21 protein-coding genes are annotated in these 20,947 nt (G+C 58.1%); 15 read left to right on the top strand and 6 right to left on the bottom strand.

The features are described 5' to 3' along the window. Positions 1–39: 39 nt before the first annotated feature. On the bottom strand, positions 40–939 hold the full coding sequence (gene lpxO, locus M5G20_RS03785) for a lipid A hydroxylase LpxO (protein ID WP_212624679.1): 900 nt from the start codon (positions 937–939) through the stop codon (positions 40–42). A gap of 393 nt (positions 940–1,332) precedes the next feature. Between lpxO and M5G20_RS03780 the strand changes: the two genes are divergently transcribed. Both M5G20_RS03780 and M5G20_RS03775 read left to right on the top strand, forming a co-directional pair. Further along, on the top strand, positions 1,333–2,919 hold the full coding sequence (locus M5G20_RS03780; protein ID WP_075945042.1) for an ABC-F family ATPase: 1,587 nt from the start codon (positions 1,333–1,335) through the stop codon (positions 2,917–2,919). Between the two features lie 143 nt (positions 2,920–3,062). Further along, positions 3,063–4,250, top strand: coding sequence for an MFS transporter (locus M5G20_RS03775; protein ID WP_273917965.1), 1,188 nt, complete (start codon positions 3,063–3,065; stop codon positions 4,248–4,250). A gap of 110 nt (positions 4,251–4,360) precedes the next feature. On the opposite strand, the gene M5G20_RS03770 is transcribed toward M5G20_RS03775, so the two are convergent. Together M5G20_RS03770 and M5G20_RS03765 are read right to left on the bottom strand one after the other, a co-directional pair. Beyond that, positions 4,361–5,398, bottom strand: a complete 1,038-nt coding sequence (locus tag M5G20_RS03770) for an alpha/beta hydrolase family protein (RefSeq protein WP_273917964.1) — start codon at positions 5,396–5,398, stop codon at positions 4,361–4,363. A gap of 166 nt (positions 5,399–5,564) precedes the next feature. Beyond that, complete coding sequence (locus M5G20_RS03765) at positions 5,565–6,176, bottom strand: FMN-dependent NADH-azoreductase (RefSeq protein ID WP_273917963.1); 612 nt, start codon at positions 6,174–6,176, stop codon at positions 5,565–5,567. Positions 6,177–6,308: 132 nt separating this feature from the next. Here M5G20_RS03765 and M5G20_RS03760 point away from each other — a divergent pair, with 132 nt between their 5' ends. Then, positions 6,309–7,217: a LysR substrate-binding domain-containing protein gene (locus M5G20_RS03760; RefSeq protein WP_273917962.1), complete on the top strand. Its 909-nt coding sequence runs from the start codon at positions 6,309–6,311 to the stop codon at positions 7,215–7,217. Further along, positions 7,214–7,573 carry an MmcQ/YjbR family DNA-binding protein gene (locus M5G20_RS03755; protein ID WP_273917961.1) on the top strand — a complete coding sequence of 120 codons (360 nt, stop codon included), beginning with the start codon at positions 7,214–7,216 and terminating at the stop codon, positions 7,571–7,573. Before M5G20_RS03760 ends, M5G20_RS03755 begins: the two co-directional genes overlap by 4 nt. On the opposite strand, the gene M5G20_RS03750 is transcribed toward M5G20_RS03755, so the two are convergent. Both M5G20_RS03750 and M5G20_RS03745 read right to left on the bottom strand, forming a co-directional pair. Then, positions 7,570–7,998 (bottom strand): DUF1294 domain-containing protein, encoded by a 429-nt coding sequence (locus M5G20_RS03750; protein ID WP_273917960.1) that lies wholly within the window; start codon positions 7,996–7,998, stop codon positions 7,570–7,572. The two genes, M5G20_RS03755 and M5G20_RS03750, sit on opposite strands and share 4 nt — an antisense overlap. Continuing rightward, positions 7,995–8,825, bottom strand: coding sequence for an undecaprenyl-diphosphate phosphatase (locus M5G20_RS03745; RefSeq protein WP_273917959.1), 831 nt, complete (start codon positions 8,823–8,825; stop codon positions 7,995–7,997). Before M5G20_RS03745 ends, M5G20_RS03750 begins: the two co-directional genes overlap by 4 nt. A gap of 259 nt (positions 8,826–9,084) precedes the next feature. Here M5G20_RS03745 and M5G20_RS03740 point away from each other — a divergent pair, with 259 nt between their 5' ends. From M5G20_RS03740 to M5G20_RS03700, 9 genes are all read left to right on the top strand, one after another. Beyond that, positions 9,085–10,719, top strand: coding sequence for a methyl-accepting chemotaxis protein (locus tag M5G20_RS03740; RefSeq protein ID WP_273917958.1), 1,635 nt, complete (start codon positions 9,085–9,087; stop codon positions 10,717–10,719). 120 nt (positions 10,720–10,839) lie between these two features. After that, complete coding sequence (pnuC, locus tag M5G20_RS03735; RefSeq protein ID WP_273917957.1) at positions 10,840–11,403, top strand: nicotinamide riboside transporter PnuC; 564 nt, start codon at positions 10,840–10,842, stop codon at positions 11,401–11,403. Further along, positions 11,400–11,930: an AAA family ATPase gene (locus tag M5G20_RS03730; RefSeq protein ID WP_273918072.1), complete on the top strand. Its 531-nt coding sequence runs from the start codon at positions 11,400–11,402 to the stop codon at positions 11,928–11,930. Before pnuC ends, M5G20_RS03730 begins: the two co-directional genes overlap by 4 nt. A gap of 350 nt (positions 11,931–12,280) precedes the next feature. After that, a complete protein-coding gene (locus tag M5G20_RS03725; protein ID WP_273917956.1) occupies positions 12,281–12,715 on the top strand; it encodes a hypothetical protein in 435 nt (144 codons plus the stop codon). Between the two features lies 1 nt (position 12,716). Then, the gene (locus M5G20_RS03720; protein WP_273917955.1) at positions 12,717–13,295 is read left to right on the top strand and encodes an adhesin; all 579 of its coding nucleotides are present in this window, start codon (positions 12,717–12,719) and stop codon (positions 13,293–13,295) included. A 63-nt stretch (positions 13,296–13,358) separates the two neighbouring features. Further along, complete coding sequence (locus tag M5G20_RS03715) at positions 13,359–14,387, top strand: heme utilization protein (RefSeq protein WP_273917954.1); 1,029 nt, start codon at positions 13,359–13,361, stop codon at positions 14,385–14,387. 62 nt (positions 14,388–14,449) lie between these two features. Then, on the top strand, positions 14,450–15,148 hold the full coding sequence (locus M5G20_RS03710) for a C39 family peptidase (RefSeq protein WP_273918071.1): 699 nt from the start codon (positions 14,450–14,452) through the stop codon (positions 15,146–15,148). 25 nt (positions 15,149–15,173) lie between these two features. Next, complete coding sequence (locus M5G20_RS03705; RefSeq protein ID WP_273917953.1) at positions 15,174–15,935, top strand: hypothetical protein; 762 nt, start codon at positions 15,174–15,176, stop codon at positions 15,933–15,935. Between the two features lie 48 nt (positions 15,936–15,983). After that, positions 15,984–17,288 carry a hypothetical protein gene (locus M5G20_RS03700; RefSeq protein WP_273917952.1) on the top strand — a complete coding sequence of 435 codons (1,305 nt, stop codon included), beginning with the start codon at positions 15,984–15,986 and terminating at the stop codon, positions 17,286–17,288. 138 nt (positions 17,289–17,426) lie between these two features. On the opposite strand, the gene M5G20_RS03695 is transcribed toward M5G20_RS03700, so the two are convergent. Next, a complete protein-coding gene (locus M5G20_RS03695) occupies positions 17,427–18,752 on the bottom strand; it encodes a sigma-54 dependent transcriptional regulator (RefSeq protein ID WP_150732820.1) in 1,326 nt (441 codons plus the stop codon). A gap of 343 nt (positions 18,753–19,095) precedes the next feature. Here M5G20_RS03695 and M5G20_RS03690 point away from each other — a divergent pair, with 343 nt between their 5' ends. Both M5G20_RS03690 and M5G20_RS03685 read left to right on the top strand, forming a co-directional pair. Continuing rightward, positions 19,096–19,362, top strand: coding sequence for a hypothetical protein (locus M5G20_RS03690; RefSeq protein WP_273917951.1), 267 nt, complete (start codon positions 19,096–19,098; stop codon positions 19,360–19,362). 283 nt (positions 19,363–19,645) lie between these two features. After that, complete coding sequence (locus M5G20_RS03685) at positions 19,646–20,935, top strand: hypothetical protein (protein WP_273917950.1); 1,290 nt, start codon at positions 19,646–19,648, stop codon at positions 20,933–20,935. The last annotated feature ends 12 nt before the right edge of the window (positions 20,936–20,947 follow it).

Genomic DNA, 20,947 nt, shown 5'->3' with positions numbered 1-20,947 from the left:
GGCTTGCCCGCGATGGCGTCGGCTTGACACACGAATGAATCAAACCAGAACAAAAATCGCCAGCAACCCGCCGAAGAACGCCCACTTCTGCAAGTAATACAGCTTGCGATTACGCTTCTTCAGTTCCTTGGCACGCAAACGAATTTTGTAGATCTTGCCGAACAGACGGTTGATGCCACCGGTCTTGTCCCCCGCCTCGTTCGGCGCGCCGGCAGCCGACATCACCGTGCGGCTGAACCAGCCGTTGAACGCCGCCGCCCAGCGATACTTCATCGGACGCTCGACATCGCAGAACAGAATGATGCGGTTCTGCTGCGTGGTGTTTTCGGCGTAATGGATGAAGGTCTCATCGAACATCACCGCTTCGCCATCACGCCAGTGGTAGTTCTCGCCATCGACGTTGATGTAGCAACCGGCATCATTCGGCGTTTCCAGCCCCAAATGATAACGGTAGGAACCGGCATACGGGTCACGGTGACGCACCAGTTTGGAGCCCGGCGGCAGTTCGGCGAACATCGCGGCTTTGATTGAGCCGATGCTCTGTACCAGCTCAGTGGTGCGCGGGCACAACTTCATGGCCGACGGGTGGCTGTCGCCGTACCACTTGAGGTAGAAACGCTTCCAACCGGTCTTGAAGAACGAGTTGAAGCCGACGTCGTCGTATTGGTTGGAACGCTTGATCTCGCCTGCCCGCAGCAGGTTCTGGCCTTCGGCGCGGATTTCTTCCCAATGGGTCTGCAATGGGCTCAGGTCCGGGAAGTCCGCCGGATTGAGGTAAGGCTTGTTAGGGATTTTCGAGAACATATAAAGGAAGCAATTGATCGGCGCCAGGAACGTCGAGTGATCGCTCAATTGGCGACCCAGCTTGTGGCGCACGCGACCACGCAGGTGAACGTATGCGATGGATACTACATAAATAGCGGCAATGATCAGTTTCACGGAAATCGTCACACGTCAGAAGTGAACAAACTGCGCCCCCCGCCAGCCATCGGCTCTAGGGTCTTGTGCAGCGTCTGAATTCGAAACAACAGCTCCACTGGCCCGGGTTCGAGCCCGGCCGTATGTCGGCCTCGGTGAGAGATGGCATTTTAGCCACACTTTGTAACCAATAGTTAACCTATAACAGTGAAAATCTGCGCACGGCTACCATCGAAGCGACGGTGTGGCCTCATTACCCTATCGTTTGAAGTGCCAGACCAGTACAATCGCCGCCAAACTTTACGCGCCACTTCGTTGATGACGGAAAAAACCCCGTTTCAGCGCACTTTGACTCGGGTCAAGCGCGGTCCAGCCGCCACCCTGGCTACTCTGAATGCTTCGCAGGAAAAACCTTTGATCTCTACAGCTAACATCACGATGCAGTTCGGCGCCAAGCCGCTATTCGAAAACGTTTCGGTCAAGTTCGGCGCGGGCAACCGCTACGGCCTGATCGGCGCCAACGGTTGCGGCAAGTCGACCTTCATGAAAATCCTCGGTAGCGATCTTGATCCGTCCGGTGGCCAGGTCATGCTTGAACCGAACGTGCGGCTGGGTAAATTGCGTCAGGACCAGTTCGCCTACGAAGAATTCACCGTGATCGATACCGTGATCATGGGTCACGAAGAGCTGTGGAAGGTCAAGGCCGAGCGCGACCGCATTTACTCGCTGCCGGAAATGACCGAAGAAGACGGCATGGCCGTTGCCGAGCTGGAAACCGAATTCGCGGAAATGGACGGTTACACCGCTGAGTCCCGTGCCGGCGAACTGTTGCTGGGCCTGGGTATCGGCATCGAGCAGCATTTCGGTCCGATGAGCGAGGTTTCCCCAGGCTGGAAACTGCGCGTATTGCTGGCCCAGGCGCTGTTCTCCGATCCTGAAGTGCTGTTGCTCGACGAACCGACCAACCACTTGGACATCAACACCATCCGCTGGCTGGAAAACGTACTGACCCAGCGCTCCAGCTTGATGATCATCATCTCTCACGACCGTCACTTCCTGAACAGCGTGTGCACCCACATGGCTGACCTGGATTACGGCGAACTGCGCCTGTTCCCGGGCAACTACGACGAGTACATGACCGTGGCGACCCAGTCCCGCGAGCAACTGCTGTCGGACAACGCCAAGAAGAAAGCGCAAATCTCCGAGCTGCAATCGTTCGTCAGCCGCTTCTCGGCCAACGCCTCGAAAGCCAAGCAGGCCACCTCCCGCGCCAAGGCAATCGACAAGATCCAGCTGGCCGAGGTCAAGCCTTCGAGCCGTGTGAGCCCGTTCATCCGTTTCGAGCAAAACAAGAAGTTGCACCGTCAGGCGGTCATCGTCGAGCGCATGGCCAAGGGCTTCGACGGCAAGACCCTGTTCAAGGACTTCAGTTTCCAGGTTGAAGCTGGCGAGCGCGTGGCGATCATTGGCCCGAACGGTATCGGCAAGACCACCCTGCTGCGCACCCTGGTCAACGAACTGACACCGGATGCCGGTAGCGTCAAGTGGACCGACGCCGCTGAGCTGGGCTACTACGCCCAGGATCACGCGCACGATTTCGAAGACGACGTCACTTTGTTCGACTGGATGGGACAGTGGACTCAGGGCGAGCAGATGATTCGCGGTACTTTGGGCCGGATGCTGTTCTCCAACGACGAAATCCTCAAGTCGGTCAAGGTCATCTCCGGTGGTGAACAAGGTCGCATGCTGTTCGGCAAGCTGATCCTGCAAAAGCCGAACGTGCTGATCATGGACGAACCGACCAACCACTTGGACATGGAATCCATCGAGGCGCTGAACCTGGCGCTGGAAAACTATCCGGGCACGCTGATCTTCGTCAGCCACGACCGTGAATTCGTATCGTCCCTGGCCACCCGCATCATCGAGCTGAGCCCGAATGGCGTGACCGACTTCAGCGGTACTTATGACGATTACCTGCGTAGCCAGGGTGTGGTGTTCTAAGGCAGCTCAAGCTTTTAGCTGCAAGCATCAAGTAAAAGCCCTGTCCGTGTGACAGGGCTTTTCACATTAGTTAGCCTGCTTTCTTTTATCCCGCACCCAAGCCATCATGCAGCTCTCCCACCGCCGCCCGCGAACGAGCCCTCATGTCTGCGCAGCAACAGCCAACGCAAAGCTCAATGGCGATCACCCTGCAGATCGTCTCCATCGTTTTCTATACCTTTATTGCCTTCCTCTGTATCGGCCTGCCGATTGCGGTATTGCCGGGGTATGTGCATGAACAGTTGGGCTTCAGCGCCGTTGTCGCCGGGCTGACCATCGGGTCCCAGTACCTGGCCACCCTGCTCAGCCGGCCCATGGCCGGGCGCATGTCCGACAACATCGGCACCAAGCGCGCCATCGTTTACGGGTTGATCGGGATTGTGCTGAGCGGCGGTTTGACCTTGTTGTCGACCCTATTGCAAAGCTTTCCCTTATTGAGCCTGTTGATCCTGATTGCCGGGCGCTTGCTGCTGGGGATCGCCCAAGGCCTTATCGGCGTCGGCACCATCAGTTGGTGCATGGGCCAGGTCGGCGCCGAGCATACGGCGCGGTCGATCTCGTGGAACGGTATCGCCTCCTACGGCGCAATCGCCATTGGCGCGCCGCTGGGCGTGGTGATGGTCGGGCACCTGGGCTTTACCAGCCTGGGGATCGTGCTCTCTGCACTGGCATTGCTGGCGTTGCTGTTGATCCGCAACAAGCCGTCGGTGCCTGTGGTGCGCGGTGAACGCTTGCCGTTCTGGGCGGTGTTCGGGCGCATTGCGCCCTTTGGTGCGAGCCTGAGTCTGGCGTCCATCGGCTACGGCACCCTGACCACCTTCATCACCTTGTATTACATCAACCGTGGCTGGAGCGGTGCGGCTTACTGCCTGACCGTTTTTGGTGTGTGTTTCATTCTGGCGCGGTTGATGTTCATTTCCAGCATCAACCGTTTTGGCGGGTTCACTTCGGCCATCGCCTGCATGACCATTGAAACGGTGGGCCTGGTGCTGCTGTGGCTGGCGCCTTCGACCGGTTATGCCTTGATCGGCGCCGGTCTGACGGGGTTCGGACTGTCGCTGGTGTACCCGGCGCTGGGGGTGGAAGCGATCAAGCAAGTGCCCAACTCCAGCCGTGGCGCAGGCTTGAGCGCGTATGCGGTGTTCTTCGACCTGGCGCTGGCCATCGCCGGCCCGCTGATGGGCGCGGTGGCGTTAAATCTAGGGTATGTGTGGATTTTCTTCAGTGCGGCGGTGTTGTCGGTGGGTGGCCTGGCTTTGACCTTATTACTGAAACACCGCGCCATGACTTGATGCCTACAACCCTGTAGGAGCCAGCTTGCTGGGGATGGCGTTCTGAAGATCAGTGCAAGGCTCAAGGCCGGATCGCCGGCAAGCCGGCTCCTACAGGGATTAGTAAACCTTTATTGATCGGCGGTTTGCATTCCGGCCCGCGTCGCTTTGCCCAAGGTACGGGAGAAAAAGCGCCCGGCTTCGGTGCTGAGATTGCGGTGAATGTCTTCGCGATCGACTCCATCGGCGTCGGTGCACAGGGCCGGCATGATGACGATTTGTTCGTCATTGCACGGCGCCATGAAAACGAAGTGCCCTGCCCCGGCCAGTAATTTGAAATCCGGTGCGACGGGCAACTTGCGCGCCAGTGCCGCGGCATTTTTGTCGACCGCCACCAGTTTGTCGCCGTCACCGCTGTAGAGCAGCACCGGCACATGCACATCGGCCAGGGTGTGCCGGCCAAACTTCAGGCTCAGCGGCGCCATCAACAGCAAGGCATGGACACGCGGGTCCGCCACCGGCTGCAAATCATCACGGTCAACAATCAACTCACCTTGCGTATTGCAGGCGTCGCGGTCATCCGGGCGTTCCTGGCAGTAGCGGCGCAGGCGATCCAGATCCGGCGTCGCGCCGGAGAGGATCAACGCCGTCTCCCCGCCCGCTGAATAACCGATGACGCCCACCTGGTCGGCATTCACAAACGGCGCCAGCATGCGGTCATCCAGGGTGGCGGTGATGGCTTCAGAAATCTGGATCGGCCGACCGTACAGGTTGCTCAAGGTGCCGAGCCGACTGTGGTCCTTGGAGTTGTCCCCGGGATGTATCACCGCCACCACCACGAATCCCTTGCGAGCCAGTGACGTGGCCAGGTCATGCAGGGCCAGCGGGGTGCCGGTGTTGCCGTGGGAAAGCATCAGCATCGGAAAGCGGCCCATGGCGACTTTGGTGTCTTCACCGGCCTCGACCGTATAGCCCTCCAACTGGCTGGAGTGCTCTTTTTCGCTGGAGGGATAAAAAGCAATGGCGCGCATCGGTTGCAAATCGAGCGGGTCGAGAAAACTCATCTCGTGATAACCGACGCTCCAGTGAGGATGCGGCGCTGGGGCGGCGTGCACTGAATTCAGGCTGCTGAACAGGCATATCAGTAAGGTTGCACAAATACGCATCATCGGATGCCCCACTCTGTTACCGGACCATAGACGTACCCGTGATTGCATATCTTGGGCCACTATCTGAAACGATCAGAAACAAAAAACTCCGTACCTGGTACTTGCGCATCCAGAATACAGAGTTTTTTGGGCTTTACCCGAACAGCTTGAGGCTTTTACGCAAGCCTTACGCTGCGGCGAACAGTTGCTCGCTGATTTGCGTCTGCGCGTCGCTCATGGCTTTGCTGCGCACTTCGTCACCGTAGGCCAGGCCATGGGCGCGAACGAATTCGATATCGGTGATACCGATGAAGCCAAACAACACTTTCAAGTACTCTTCGTGGGCAACACCGGTCGCTTGGCCATGGTGCAGACCGCCGGAGGTCGAAACGATCACCACTTTCTTGCCACCGCACAGGCCTTCTGGGCCAGCTTCGGTGTAGCGGAAGGTCTGACCGGCTACGGCGATGCGGTCGATCCAGGCCTTGAGTTGGGTTGGAATGGTGAAGTTGTACATCGGCGCGGCAATGACCACGGCGTCGGCGGCAAGGAATTCGGCCAGCGTCTGGGCGCTCAGCTCGGCTTCGTGCTGTTGTGCAGCGTTGCGCAGTTCGGCGCTGGTGCCAGCGGCAACCAGGGTGGTAGCGGAGAAGTGGCTGATGGCGTCAGCGGCCAGGTCACGGTAAGTCACTACAGCTGACGGTTCGGCGGTTTGCCAGGCTTTGACCACTTCGCCACTCAACAGACGGGAGGCCGAGTTGTCGCCAAGAATGCTCGAATCGATATGCAGCAGTTTCATGTGGGATCTCCAGGTGAGGATCGCCCACAAGGGCGATCTGATGGGGACAATCCTACAGATGAAACCAATAGCTGATTAGCATGCAACAATGCGATAGTTTGTCTCACTGGTAGAACAATCGAGAAGACGTCCATGCAAGACCTCAATGACCTTTATTACTTTGCCAAAGTCGTGGAGGCAGGCGGCTTCGCAGCCGCCGGGCGGTTACTGGGGATTCCCAAGTCGCGGCTGTCGCGGCGCATTGCCGAACTGGAGGAGCGTCTCGGCGCGCGTCTGCTGCAACGCACCACCCGCCAGCTCAAGCTGACGGCCGTGGGTGAACGCTACCTGCGACATTGCCAGGCGATGCTGCTGGAAGCCGAAATGGCCGATGAAGCCGTGGCGAGCATGTCCAGCGAACCACGCGGTCGCTTGCGGGTGTCCTCTCCTGTCGGATTGGCCCACGAAATGCTGCCGGCGGTGATCAGCAGTTTTCTCGAGAAATATCCGCAAGTACAGCTGGAGGTCATGCTGGTCAACCGTCGCGTCGATCTGGTGACCGAAGGCGTCGATGTTGCTTTGCGCGTACGTGAGCCGGGCGACGAAGACCCGCTGCTGGTAACCCGCAGACTCCGTCAGGCACAGATGCTGATGGTGGCCAGCCCCGCGTTCCTCAGGGGGCATGACATCAATCACCCGGATGACCTGAAAAGCCTTCCCGTGCTCGGCGCCCTGGAACCCGATCGAATGGTGCACATTCGTCTGGTCGACGGCCAGGGCAAGCATTATGACCTGGCCCTTGAAGCACGATTGGGGATAGACGACTTTATCGTGCGCAAGACTTGCGTCCTCGCCGGCCAGGGCTTCACCACTTTGCCGATGATGTACTGCGAACAGGAATTGGCAAACGGCTCGCTGGTGCAGTTGCTGCCTGAATGGTCGTTGCCGGGTGGCTGGCTGCAAGCGGTCTACCCTCATCGACGCGGCGTGATGCCGGCCGTGCGCGCCTGGCTCGACCATTTGATTGAAACATTCAATGCCTGCGGGGATCGTTTGATATGAAGGCTGGACACATGAGCGAAGCGCAGGTCGCGGCATTCTGTCTTGCATTGCCGGGTGCGCGGGAAGACTACAAATGGGGCGGCGTGCGGGTATTTTCGATTGCCGGGAACAAGATGTTCGCCTTGCAGAACCTGCGGGGGGAGTCCCTCGCATTCAAGGTCGACAAGGATGTGTTTCTTGGTCATTGCGACCGACCAGGCATTCACCCGGCGCCGTATCTGGCGCGCGCCCAATGGATCATCATGAACACGCCCTACCCGCTGGGCGCCGAGGAACTGCAAGAGCTGCTGCAACGTTCCCACCAACTGGTGGTCAGCAAATTGCCCAAGCGGACCCGGATCGGCTTACTGCTTTAAAACACTGCAAACAGGCGGGCGCCAAGAAACAGCATGTCGATCCAGAACACCTGGTGCAGCAGCACGATGAACCAGAACACCACCTGAAACGAAACCTTGCGCGTCTTGTGCCGAAACACCTGCTGAGCCAGCAGTGCGCCCGGCCAGCCACCGGCGAACGCCAACGCATGCAGCACGTTTTCCGGGGTTCGCCACTGCTCGGCGCGGGCCTTGCGCTTGTCACTCCAATACAGCAAAAACGCCAGCACACTGACGATGCCGTAGGCCGCCAGAGGAATCATCGACACCCCTTGCAGCCATAACGACATCGAACCAGACAGTGGCAGCGCACACAGCGTCGCAAACACCAGCCATTTCAAGCGAAGGTTTTGAATCCCGCCCCCGGGTGGACGGCCGCGGTTGTTGCGTGCGCTGGAATCACTCATGGCTGGGCGGCTGTCCAGTCGACCCAACCGAACTGCCAAGTTGCCAAAATCAACAGGCCGAAGGCAATGCGATACCACGCGAATGCCGCATAGCTGTGACTGGCGATAAACTTGAGCAAGCCGCGCACGGCGATCATCGCGAAGATGAATGCCGTAACGAAACCGATCGCGAACACCGGGAAGTCCGCCGGCACAAACAGCTCGTGGTACTTGTAGCCCGAATACACCGCGGCACCGACCATGGTCGGCATGGCCAGGAAGAACGAGAACTCGGTGGCGGTCTTGCGCGACAGGCCAAACAACAGGCCACCGATGATCGTCGAGCCGGAACGCGAAGTGCCCGGAATCATCGCCAGGCACTGGGCGAAACCTACCTTGAGCGCATCTTTCCAGGTGATTTCGTCGACCGTTTCGGCATGGACTTCATGCTGGCGTTTTTCGGCCCACAGCATGATCACCCCGCCCACCACCAAGGCCGTGGCCACGGTGATCGGGTTGAACAGGTAGTGGTGAATCAAGTCGGCGAAAATCACCCCCAACACCACGGCCGGCATGAAGGCGATCAGCAGGTTCGCCGTGAAGCGACGTGCACTTGGCTGGGTTGGCAAGCCGATGACCACGTCGAAAATCTTGCGGCGAAACTCCCAGACTACCGCCAGGATCGCCCCGAGCTGGATGATGATGTTGAACGCCATGGCGCGTTCACCACCGAAGTCGAGCAAGTCCGCAACAATGATCTGGTGCCCGGTACTGGAAATGGGCAAAAACTCCGTCAGCCCTTCTACAACGCCAAGAATCAAAGCCTGAAAGGCAGTCCAAAGATCCATCAATCCCCCAAAAGGCTATGCGTATGCGCATGCCCCGTCAGTATTTTCCAAGCGTTCACTGCGATCAGCTTAGTTGAAGTCCGCGCGCGCAAACTCCCCTCCTGAACCCGAAAATTGCGTGAAAAATCAATTTGGATTCAGGTTTTTGCGAACCGGGCCGAAATCCTATCAGACAAGCCTGAAAAGCGCTGCCGCGTTATCAGGCCTGACAGGATGCTGGCGATCACTTTACAAAAACAAGAAACCGGAGCACCGCGTTATGAACAGCTTGCGCAATATGTCGATCAGCCGGCGGTTGTGGCTCATCTTGATCGTGGCCGTCATGATGCTGCTGGCCTTGGGCGTCATGATGCTCAAGCAGATTCACGATGACCTGTACGACGCCAAGGCTCAGAAAACCCAGCATGTGGTGCAGACGGCCAGCGGAATCCTGAGCTACTACCACGGCCTGGAAACCGCCGGCACCCTCACGCGTGACGCCGCCCAGCAACAGGCGCTGACCGCCGTGCGCGGCTTGCGCTACGACCAGGACGACTACTTCTGGATCAACGATCTGACGCCGGTGATGGTCATGCACCCGGCCAACCCGAAACTCGACGGCCAGAACCTCTCGGCCATCCGCGATCCGGATGGCTTTGCCGTGTTCAACGAAATGGTCGCCGTGGCCAAGAACAAAGGCGCCGGGATCATCAACTATCGCTGGCCGAAACCGGGCGCCAGCGCGCCGGTCGAGAAAACCTCCTACGTCAAACTGTTCGAACCCTGGGGCTGGGTCCTCGGCTCCGGGGTGTACATCGATGACATGCAGGCCGAGTTTTACGGGCAAGTCTGGGAAGCTTCGTTTATCGGCCTGGCGATTGCGCTGATCATGGTTGCGCTGGTGATCCTGATCGCCCGCAGCATCGTGCGCCCACTGCAGGAAACCGTGAACGCGATGGCCAATATTGCCAGCGGGGAAAGCGACCTGACCCGCAGTCTCGACACCCACGGCCAGGACGAAGTCACGCAGCTGGCGAGGCACTTCAATGCCTTTACCGCCAAACTTCGCCAGGTGATCGGCGAGTTGCAGGTGTCCGCCAGTGCCTTGGGCCAATCGTCCAGCGAACTGGGCAACGACGCCACCCAGGCCCAGCAGCGCAGTCAGCAACAGTCGCAACAAATGGAACTGGTGGCCACGGCCATCAATGAAGTGACCTATGGCGTGCAGGATGTGGCCAAGAACGCCGAACATGCCGCCAGTGAAATGCGCGACGCCGAAGCCCAGGCCCAGCAAGGCCAGATCAACATCGACGGCAGCCTGCAGCAGATCGATACCTTGTCCTCGACCATCAATCAGGCGGTGGAAGTCATTCGCACCCTGGCCACCGAAAGCACGCAGATTGGCAGTGTTCTGGAAGTGATCCGTTCCATCGCCGAACAGACCAATCTGCTGGCCCTGAATGCGGCCATCGAGGCGGCCCGCGCCGGGGAACAAGGTCGCGGGTTTGCCGTGGTGGCCGACGAAGTTCGACTGTTGGCCCAGCGTACCCAGAAATCGACGGCAGAGATCCAGACGATGATCGAGCGCCTGCAAAGTCATTCCGAAGCAGCGGTCAAGGTGATCAGCGACAGCAGCCGCGCCTCGCAACTGACGATTGAACAGGCAGGCCTTGCCGGTGCGAGCCTGAATGCCATTGGCCAGGCATTGCGCAATCTCAACGGTCTTAACGCGTCGATTGCCAGTGCCACCTTGCAGCAGGCGCATGTGGTCGAGGACATCAATCAGAACGTGACGCAAGCCGCCGGGTTGTCCCACAGCACCGCGCTGGCGGCTGAGCAGTCCAGTGCGGCGAGCGTGCGGCTCAAGGGGCTGAGTGAGCAGTTGAACGGGTTGCTGAGGCAGTTCAGGGTGTAACACTCGACAGATCGCAGCTTCAGGCAGCCCCTCTGCTCTGCAGGTGCAGCCGAAGGCTGCGATCTTTTGTTCTCTGCGGGTACAATCCGCACCCTCTTCGATTTTCCCCAAGGAACCTCCATGTCCGGGCTTGAACTGTTTGCCGCCACCCTCGGTGTCATTGCCGTCTGGTTGACGGTCAAGCAGAACCCTTGGTGCTGGCCGATCGGCCTGGTCATGGTGCTTATCTATAGCTGGATCTTCTTTGAAGTGAAGCTGTATTCGGACATGCTCCTGCAAGTGATCTACGCCGCCTTGCAGCTGTACGGCTGGTGGCAATGGACCCGTGCGGGCGAAGCCAGTCATGGTCGTGAAGTCAGTCGACTGGACAGCCGATCAGTGACGATCGGATTGATCATCGGTGCCATTGGCAGTCTATTGCTGGGCGCCGCGATGGCGCACTGGACCGACGCGGCCCAACCCTGGCTCGACGCGGCACTGACCGGTTTCAGCCTGGTGGCGCAAGTGTGGATGGCGCAAAAACGCGTTCAATGCTGGCCGCTGTGGATCGCCGTGGATGTGATCTTCGTCGGGTTGTTTATCTACAAAGGCCTGTATTTGACGGCCGCGCTGTACGGCTTGTTTCTGCTGCTGGCCGTACAAGGCTGGCGCGAATGGCGCGCGGCCCCGGCGTTGCGCACATGAAGGTGCTGGTACTGACGGGCCCCGAGTCCAGTGGCAAGAGCTGGCTGTCGGCCGAGCTGCAAGCGCATTTCGGCGGGATTCTGGTGGGTGAATATGTGCGCCGGTTCATTGAGCAGAACCCACGAGATACCTGCCTGGCGGACATCCCGACCATCGCCCGTGGCCAATTGCAGTGGGAAGATGAAGCCCGCGCCTTGCAACCGCAACTGCTGATCCTCGACACCCATTTGCTCAGCAACATCCTCTGGAGCCAGACACTCTTCGGCGACTGCCCTGGCTGGATCGAGCAAGCATTGCTGGCCAGGCAATATGACCTGCACTTGTTGTTGTCACCTGAGAATGTCGAGTGGACCGACGATGGTCAGCGTTGCCAACCTGAACTCGTTGAGCGACAGGTGTTCTTCAACGACATCCAGACATGGCTGGAGCAGCATGGGCAGCCCGTACAGGTGCTATGCGGCGACTGGTCCGAGCGACGTGCACAGGCATTGGCTGCCGTCGCGATGTTGCTCGGCCCTATCCCCTGATTCCGGGGGTATTTACCCAGCGTTTTCCCCTGTTTTGGGGTAAAAGTGTCCGTTCGTGAAACACCCACTTCCCCGCAAAAGGCCCGTTTCAGCACCCTACCCCCTTTGCTGATCCGTTTGTTAAGACGTTGATACACCGTCCTGCAAACCACTGTTCCAGAGCATCGCAAGCGCTTTAGCCCGCCACGGGCACCGTCTGTTGTCTCACGGTTGAAACAACGCGATTTCTCCTCGCCCGGACAAAAGTCACAAGTTCTTGAATCACAACAAAAATCCAAAACAGGCACAGCTTTCGCTCTCTCCTTCACAACGCTGACTAGGGCCAGCCCACCACAAGAAGGAATTGCATCGTGGGGACTTACAAGAAAGGCTTTTCCTGCCTCCTGCTGATCGCAAGCGCTGCCAGTTCAGTGCTCAGCTTCACTGTCCAGGCCGAAGGCAATGGCGTCATTGTCCTTCAGCGTACCGTCCAGCCGGTGCACATTGGCCGCAATCAGGGCAAGGATCCAAACCCGATCACCGTCAATACCAACCCTTCCGCACGCATCACCGGTGAATTGAGCGACGGCGACTTCGCCAACGTCGCCAGTGGCACGTCTTTCCGCGGGGCCAACAATCAGGCAATGGGTGGCATGCAGGGCCTGAACACTGTTACCAACCCCAACGGCATGCCTGGCATGAGCGCCGGTCATCAGGGCGGCAGCGGCAATGCGATTTCGGGCACCATCAACCGCGCCATGAGTTCCGGCCTCGCCCCATTGGGCAGACTGGCTGGAGGTCAATGAGATGAATCGCTCTCTCCTTTTCTTTGCACTGCTCGGTTGCACCAGCGCCATGGCCGACTCCAGCGTGAAGTCCCTCAATAACGCAGACATTCAAGATTCCGGCACGCAATACAGAGGTAACTTCAACGTCAACCAGGCGGCCGGTGACCAACAGCAACAAACCAACGTTCGGGCAATCGCCATCGGCACAGAAGCCGGCGCGACCACCATCGTCAATCAACGACTCAATACCCCCGCCAATCCATCGATGAACGCGACGGCCACGATTGGCGGCACCTCTTTCAGCAACGGCAACGGTGTACTGGGCGTCAACCAGAGCGCCGGGGCCAACAACCAGATGGCCAACGTCATGCGCATCAGCATCAGTGCTGCTGCGCAGGCGATGGACGATAGCGCCCTTTCTCAACAGAACGTGGCGTTGCTACCAAGCTCAGGAGCAACTGGCACCCCAACCGGCAGTCGCCAGGTCGTGACAAGCGACCAGGCCTTCACCGGCAGCCGAGGGGTGATACAGGTGAACCAGAGTGCCGGGGTGGGGAACCGTATGGCTAACACCTTGAGCATCCGGGTCGCTGACTGACCCAAACGCAGTGCGATTAGAAAGTACCAACACTTAACCAACTAATAAGCACGGAGAAACACCATGAAACCTACAATGGCCTTAAAACCACTGGTTTTCGCTCTCGCAGCAGTGATGGCAATCGCAGCACAAGCAGGCGGCCGCGATGATGATCGCGGTCATGGCAATGGTCACGGCAACGGGCATGGCAACAACCAGCCTAAAGGCCCGACTCTGGAACAAATTCTGCAGATCACCGCCGGTGCCGGGGCCACCGTCATGGATCAACAAAGCAGCAGCGGCAACGCTGTACTGAACCAAGGCACCATTAACCGCGCCACTGTCGAAAACTCGGCAAATGGCTCCAACGGCAACATGGGCCTCAACAACGCTGCTGGCGACGGCAACCAACAAGACAACGCCGCTGCCCTGGCTACTGCTGACGAAAGCTTCATCTTCGGCACCGCAGTGGCGGCTTCCAGCGCTACTCAACTGAACGGTGGCAACACCGTCGCCAACTACTCGAGCACTACCCGCGCAAGCCTAGACAACGTTGGTAATGGCGGCTCCGGCAATATGGGGATCAACAACGCTGCCGGCAACTTCAACCAACAGAAAAACAACCTGGCCATCGCCGTATCCGGCGGCCGTGTAGCACAAGCGGCTGCTGCGGCTAACCAAAGCTCCACTGGCCTGACTGTTACCAACAACGCTGACCAGGCCTATACCAAAGATACCCTTACTGGCACCTTTAACGCTGCCGGTGTATTCGTGGCAGCAGGCAAGGCAACAACCGAAGGCAACGACGGTGGTCACGGTGGCCCACGCAACAATGATCGTGGCGGCAACGGTGGCGGCCATGGCGGCGGTCACGGCGGCAACGGCGACACCACGTCTGATTTCGTAGCCGTGGGTGCATTCGGTATGGCTGGCGTAACCACTCAACAGAAGATGACTCCAAACGGATGGAAAAACCCTGTCACCAATACTGCTAATGTCAGTAACGTCGGCAACAACTTCTCCGGTAACTCAGGCGTCAACAACGCTTCCGGTGTTGGCAACCAACAAAGCAACTCGCTGTCCATCGCTGCTGGCTGCAGAGCCTGCCTGTAATCGCGATAGCAATGAAAGCCCCGGTAACGGGGCTTTTCCAACAGTCCCAAGGCGTATCGATCATGCGTAAGACTGCCCTCATCGCCCTCCTCTGCCTGTCTGGCCTATCTGGCCTGTCTGGCCTGACCCAGGCCGCACAGATGTCAGTGGCCGCCCTTCCTGGCGGCACACTCATCTACAAGCAGGTACAGAGTCTGCGTGAGCGCAAGTTCAGCAACATTGTCGAACAGAAGACCGATTTCAGCTGCGGCGCAGCCGCACTGGCAACGATCTTGCGCCAGGCCTATTGGCTCGACGTCGATGAAGAGCACGTCATCAAAGGCATGCTGGTCAATGCAGACCAGGACCTTGTTCGTACCCAGGGTTTCTCCATGCTCGACATGAAGCGCTACATAGAAAGCATCGGCATGCGCGCCCGTGGCTACAAGATCCCACCGGATAAGCTCGAAGCAGTCACGATCCCGGTGGTGGTACTGACGGAAACTCGCGGCTACAAGCACTTCGTGGTGTTGCAGCGCGCTGACAAGGACTGGGTCTATATCGGCGACCCGGTGCTCGGTCACAAGCGCTACACCCATGATGACTTTGTCAAAGGTTGGAACGGCATTGTCTTCGCTATCGTTGGTTCCGGTTACGAGAAAACCAATGCACTTCGTAGCCCCCCGGTCCCCCTGACAGCCAAGAACAAGCTGGATAACTTCAACCCGGTCAAAGATGCTGATTTGATGGATTTTGGTTTCATACAGAGCGACTTCTTTTAATCGCCAACAAGAAGATTGGGGCAGGATGCTCCGGGAGCACCAAATGAAAACCTCATATTGGGTGGCCGCTGCCTGTCTGGTAGCAAGCACCTCAGGTTTTGCCAACGGATTCAAACCCATCGAGATAAAGGACAAGGAGCTGGCCGAGCTGCGTGGTCGATACGTAATGCCCGGACGGATCATCAGCTTCGGTGTCGTCATGAGCAGTACCTGGCGCAACGCCAGTGGCGATCTGATCGGGGCGTCGACCTCGATGCAGATACAGGCCGCAACGGTCAAACCCCAATTCTATGTTTCAACCTACAGCCATAGCGGTAACGGTGGTCCTGCTGAACAGGGTACCGGCAGCGTGGTGGGCGGCGCGGGCCTTGCCAGCACTCAGGGCATTAACCAGAGCGTGCGCGCCGCAGGCGATGGCAACAGCGCTTACAACAACATCGCCATTGATGTGAAAGAAGCCAGCCGTGCACCGGCGCTGGTACCGGCTCAAGGTCAGGCGCTGATGGCAGGTCAAACCATTACAGGCAGCAGCGCCGCAGGCAGCATTGCGGTTTCCGCAACTAACGGTGGCGTGCAAATGGCCATTCAGGCCAACAACAATCAAGGTTCGGCCATACAGCAAGTCGCCCAGGGTGGCCTGCTGCAAAACACCCGATTGCTGGGCAACAGCAACATGGTCAGCAACCTGACTCAGCTCAACGTGGTACTCAATAATAATGGCCCGACTGTCGGTGCTTTGGACTGCAACTTGAATCAACTTACCGCCCTTCGCTCCCTTGGATATTGAACTACGCTGACTCTCGACCATTGGGCATTACTAGGGACGGCTTAATTCATGTATCGATCAGTCTCGCTGCGCGCAGTCGTATGTTTGAGCACTCTGTTTCCGGCGGTGATGGTGCAGGCAGCACCTGACGCGGAGGTAGAGCTTCTGAAACAGGAACTTCTGGAGTTGAAGCAACGATACGAAGTACAACAAAAAGCCCTGGCGGTACTCGAACAGCGGGTCCGCCAGGTAGAAGATCAACCGGCTTCCCCTCCTCCTAAACGTCTGACCAAATCGCCAGCAGACATGAAAGGCAATTCGCAAGTCGCAGTCGGCACCGGTGCCGCCGCCGCTTCAGGGGGCGCAGCCGGGGGTGGCAGTTCCTATGGGCAGTCGCTGGCAGACGATTCGCAACCGGCGCAAAGCGTTTCCAATCTCTATGACGAGGCCAGCGGATTCTTCGGCGGCGGCAAATTCAGTGTGGAAACCGGGTTGACCTACTCCCGGTACGACACCCGCCAGCTGATCCTTAACGGATTCCTTGCGCTGGACTCGATCTTTCTCGGCAACATCAACCTTGACCGGATCAAGTCGGATACCTGGACGTTTGACCTCACTGGCCGCTACAACTTCAACAACCGCTGGCAGTTCGATCTGAACGTACCGGTGGTGTACCGCGAGTCCACCTACCAGTCAGGCGGCGGCAATGGTGGCTCCGCAGGCGTGACAACCGAAGAATCCGTGACCCGTGATCCGGAGATCGGCGACGTCAACTTCGGTATTGCCTACAAGTTCCTCGACGAGTCGGTCAACTCGCCCGATGCCGTGGTTACCTTGCGCGTCAAGGCGCCTACCGGCAAGGATCCGTTTGGCATCAAGTTGCGCCAGGTGGACGCCAACTCCAACCTGTTCGTACCTGATTCACTGCCAACCGGCAACGGTGTCTGGTCGATCACGCCGGGTATCTCGCTGGTCAAGACCTACGACCCGGCCGTGCTGTTCGGTAGCCTGTCGTATACCCATAACTTCGAGGAGTCCTTCGACGACATCAGCTCAACGGTCGGCCAGGAAAACCCGGGCAAAGTGGACATCGGCGACAGCTTCCAGATCGGTGCCGGTATTGCATTCGCCCTGAACGAGAAAATGAGTATGTCGTTCTCGGTGTCTGATGTGGTGCAGCGCAAAAGTAAAATCAAACAGGATGGCGGGGATTGGGAGTCGGTTACCTCCAGCGACGCCAACGCCGGTTACTTCAACATCGGTATGACCATTGCGGCCACCGACAACCTGACCGTCGTTCCCAACCTGTCCATCGGCATGACGGACGATGCCCCGGACTTCCAGTTCAGCCTGAAATTCCCGTACTACTTCTGATCCACAACATAAAGCCTGGCCGCGATCCCGATCGCCGTCAGGCTTTTACGTTGTGCACTGTGCAAAACAGAAGATCGCCGCCGTCGGTAGCCCTTGTATGTTGAGCTGCCGACGGCGGCGATCTTTTGATGCTGCGGTTCAGCGGATCTGATGTTTGTGCAGCAACCGATAGAAGGTTGGCCGCGATACCCCCAGCACCCGCGCGGCGACACTCAGGTTGTCGCTATGGCGATTCAACACATCACACAGCGCCTGGCGCTCGGCCCGGGTCTTATAGTCTTCGAGCGTGCCCATTGGCGTGGCAATCGCCTGCTGGCTCATCAATCCCAAATCCCGCGCTTCGATCTGTCGCCCTTCGGCCAACACCAATCCGCGCCGAACCCGGTTGGCCAGCTCACGAACATTGCCCGGCCAGTCATGTTTGCCCATGGCAATCAACGCGTCTTCGCTGAAACTGCGAGGGCGGCGCCCGGTTTCATGGCTGTAAAAATGGGAAAAATGGTTAGCCAGCATCGACAGATCGCCATGGCGTTCACGCAGCGGAGCTGTCACGACCTGCAGCACATTCAGTCGGTAATACAGGTCTTCGCGAAAGCGTTTCTTCTCGATCGCCGCTTCGAGATCAACGTGGGTCGCCGCCAGAACCCGCACATCGACGGGAATCGGCTGACTGCCACCCACCCGCTCGATGTGTTTTTCCTGGAGGAACCGCAACAAGTTGGCCTGCAGTTCCAATGGCAGGTCCCCGATTTCATCGAGGAACAGCGTCCCGCCATTGGCGGCTTCAATCCGCCCGACCTTGCGCTGGTGGGCGCCGGTAAAGGCACCTTTTTCGTGGCCGAACAGTTCGGACTGGATCAAGTGCTCGGGAATCGCTCCGCAGTTGATCGCTACAAAAGGTTTGCTGTGGCGTTGGGATTGTCGATGCAGCGTGCGTGCGACCAACTCTTTGCCGGTCCCGCTTTCGCCCCGGATCAGCACCGGAGATTCGGTGGGGGCCAGTTTGCTCAGTAGTTTGCGCAGTTCACGTATGGGCTTGCTGTCGCCAAGCAGTTCATGTTCAGGCTGATCGATGTGGACCGTGCCCTGTCCGCGCAGGCGCGCCATGCCGAACGCCCGCCCCAGTGTGACCTGGACCCGGGACACGTCGAACGGCAAAGTATGAAAATCGAAAAACCACTCGCAGACAAAATCGCCAACGTTCTGCAATCGCAGGACTTCCTGGTTCAGAACGGCAATCCACTCGGTACCGCTGCGGCTTATCAGTTCTTTGACGGCTTCCGGCCGCTCGAGGTGAAAGGGCTGCAAGCGCAACAGTCCTACATCACAGGTTCGGTCCGTGGCGTTTTCCAGCGAACAGCTGTCAACATCCCACCCCACAGAGCGCAACCCCGGCAATAAACGATGACAGTCGTCGCAGGGATCCACTACTAATAAACGTCTTAATGCAGGCGCTTCGCTCATGACTGTTCCTTGGCGCCAAATTTAAAGAAATTTATATAAAACAGTCATTTGGCGGACCTGGCTGTAACATTAGCAAGAATTTGACGTCGCCTTGTACCGTTTGACTATAGGGTTGTTGCGTTATTAGTTATAAGCAACTGCTTGCTTAGTTACCTATCGAACTCCAACCTTTCAATCAGCTTTCAAAACGCGACTTTGCATTGGACTTACGAAAGAAAGTTGAAATTTCTTTTGTTTGTGTGTGACCTGAACCCCGGTTGCGGGCATCAGTACAAGTAACCTGCCGAACGGTAAGCCCAACCGTCGGCACATCACTTGATTGGGTATACTGAGAGAACATTCCATGAACGCCCCGCTCCGTATCAACGAAGCTCTTTTGATTGCAGACCGCGCATTTAAACCCTTCCAGTGCGTGGCCTGGGCGCCACAGGACGGCAACGGCGAACTCAGCCTGACCGTTATCGACCGGACCAACACCAGTATAGGCCGCAAGCTGATTCCCAGCAGCGCCTACACCGATCCTGCGCAATTCGAACGTTTGCTTGAGCAGGCCCGAGCCGAGTTGAGCGAAGAAGGTTACACGCTGCAATCGTGGTCGATGCCCCACTAATCATTTTGCGGATTACTCATTGAGTAATCCGCATCCTCCCCCCTCGTTAGTTGCCTGGTTGAGCACAGCCATTAACACTTACGAGCCTTCTTTATTTGAACTTGAACACGCCTGATTACTTTGCAGGCTCGCGTTTGGTTCGAAAAGACACTGTTGTGGCGCACAACGACCCTCCATCTGGAAGTTCTACCAGTTGTGCATCCAGCCATTCAGGGATTGAATATTCTCCCTAGACGGTCGCCACCCCAACCCGGATAAGGACGACTCGCAAGGAGATGCGTGCATGTCAATCCAGTCCGTTTTAGCGCTTGCGACACCCGCCCCTGCGGCGGGGCACCTCGACACACGCTTTGCCGCCCTGGGCAAAGCCCAAGTGTATTTTGCCAACAGTCTTTCAAGCATGACTAACGGAGTCGCGATCGATTCCAGTGGCCGCTTGCTGGTCGCAGCGAAAGTCGGCATGGCGCACGGCAGCCGTTTTGGTCTGGCTCGCTTGTTGAAGGATGGTTCGGCGGACCTGGGCTTCGGAAATCAAGGCAGCGTCATCGGCCAGTTCGAGCCTGGCTTCGATGCCATGGCCGGCAAGGTTCAGGTTCTAGCGGATGGCCGACTGTTAGTTGTTGGCCTGCATTACGAAAACGCCCATCGCTCGCTTCCGGCCCTGGCGATGTTCGACTCCCAGGGTCATCCCGTTCAGGAGTTTGGCGACAATGGCCACTGCGTCGTTCGACTGCCGGGCAATCTGTCCCATGGCGTGCGCGATGCCTGGCTGCCGCCGGGCGTACCGGGTGCAGAAGCCTGCGATGTCAATGTTCAGGAGGATGGCCGGATTCTGCTGGTGGCCAATCACCATTTCGAGCTGGCCGACCACGCCGGCATGCTGATACGACTCGAATCCAATGGCACGCTGGACAAATCTTTTAATGGCCGGGGTTTCGTGATTGTCAGGCATTTGCTGATGAACACCTGGCTCAGTACGCTGAAGTTGCAGTCCGATGGTCGAATCATTGTCGGCGGCTCGATCAACTTTCCCGAGGAAGGACTGCTGGCCCGCTATTTCACCGATGGCAGTCTCGATGAGAGTTTTGCCGTAGATGGTTTTATGAGTTTCAAGACGCAGGAACGCAGCGTCCAAATCAGCCAGATCGTCCAGCATCGCAACGGCGCCATTCACTGTTTTGGCAGCAGCCGCGACCCGATGCATTGCTTGGCCCTGAAAGTGCACAGCAATGGCCGCCCGGACATTCACTGCAACGGCGGCGTGCCGCAATTGCTGGAAATCGGCCGTTGCGGCTGTCAATGGACTGCCGCTCACCTGAATCCCGATGGAAGTGTGCTGGCTGCCGGGGCCACGATTGGCGGTATCGAAGCCGACTTTATTGTGGCGCGGTACAAGCCTGACGGACAGCTCGATCCACACTTTGGCGACTGCAATGGATGGATCCGCACGCGTCTGGGCCCCAGCCTGGACACGGCCACGTCGATTGCCGTGCAGGACGATGGCAACATCGTTGTTGGCGGTTACTCATTGGATGGCAACTATCGGGCCGTTGTCGTACGGTATTTGGCGTAGTCCACAGGTCGT

Source organism: Pseudomonas sp. TNT2022 ID1044 (assembly GCF_028656895.1).
In the GTDB taxonomy this organism is placed as follows: Bacteria; Pseudomonadota; Gammaproteobacteria; order Pseudomonadales; family Pseudomonadaceae; genus Aquipseudomonas; species Aquipseudomonas reinekei.
The sequence above is the reverse complement of the archived record's forward strand: the minus strand, read 5'-3'. Positions and strand labels throughout refer to the sequence as shown.

Coding starts and splice junctions, on each gene's coding strand:
- M5G20_RS03715 (WP_273917954.1), top strand. CDS start 13,359: ATGAAACCTACAATGGCCTTAAAACCACTGGTTTTCGCTCTCGCAGCA.
- M5G20_RS03760 (WP_273917962.1), top strand. CDS start 6,309: ATGCAAGACCTCAATGACCTTTATTACTTTGCCAAAGTCGTGGAGGCA.
- M5G20_RS03705 (WP_273917953.1), top strand. CDS start 15,174: ATGCTCCGGGAGCACCAAATGAAAACCTCATATTGGGTGGCCGCTGCC.
- M5G20_RS03690 (WP_273917951.1), top strand. CDS start 19,096: ATGAACGCCCCGCTCCGTATCAACGAAGCTCTTTTGATTGCAGACCGC.
- M5G20_RS03740 (WP_273917958.1), top strand. CDS start 9,085: ATGAACAGCTTGCGCAATATGTCGATCAGCCGGCGGTTGTGGCTCATC.
- M5G20_RS03755 (WP_273917961.1), top strand. CDS start 7,214: ATGAAGGCTGGACACATGAGCGAAGCGCAGGTCGCGGCATTCTGTCTT.
- M5G20_RS03700 (WP_273917952.1), top strand. CDS start 15,984: ATGTATCGATCAGTCTCGCTGCGCGCAGTCGTATGTTTGAGCACTCTG.
- M5G20_RS03695 (WP_150732820.1), bottom strand. CDS start 18,752: ATGAGCGAAGCGCCTGCATTAAGACGTTTATTAGTAGTGGATCCCTGC.
- M5G20_RS03730 (WP_273918072.1), top strand. CDS start 11,400: ATGAAGGTGCTGGTACTGACGGGCCCCGAGTCCAGTGGCAAGAGCTGG.
- M5G20_RS03710 (WP_273918071.1), top strand. CDS start 14,450: ATGCGTAAGACTGCCCTCATCGCCCTCCTCTGCCTGTCTGGCCTATCT.
- pnuC (WP_273917957.1), top strand. CDS start 10,840: ATGTCCGGGCTTGAACTGTTTGCCGCCACCCTCGGTGTCATTGCCGTC.
- M5G20_RS03685 (WP_273917950.1), top strand. CDS start 19,646: ATGTCAATCCAGTCCGTTTTAGCGCTTGCGACACCCGCCCCTGCGGCG.
- M5G20_RS03720 (WP_273917955.1), top strand. CDS start 12,717: ATGAATCGCTCTCTCCTTTTCTTTGCACTGCTCGGTTGCACCAGCGCC.
- M5G20_RS03745 (WP_273917959.1), bottom strand. CDS start 8,825: ATGGATCTTTGGACTGCCTTTCAGGCTTTGATTCTTGGCGTTGTAGAA.
- M5G20_RS03770 (WP_273917964.1), bottom strand. CDS start 5,398: ATGATGCGTATTTGTGCAACCTTACTGATATGCCTGTTCAGCAGCCTG.
- M5G20_RS03765 (WP_273917963.1), bottom strand. CDS start 6,176: ATGAAACTGCTGCATATCGATTCGAGCATTCTTGGCGACAACTCGGCC.
- M5G20_RS03775 (WP_273917965.1), top strand. CDS start 3,063: ATGTCTGCGCAGCAACAGCCAACGCAAAGCTCAATGGCGATCACCCTG.
- M5G20_RS03750 (WP_273917960.1), bottom strand. CDS start 7,998: ATGAGTGATTCCAGCGCACGCAACAACCGCGGCCGTCCACCCGGGGGC.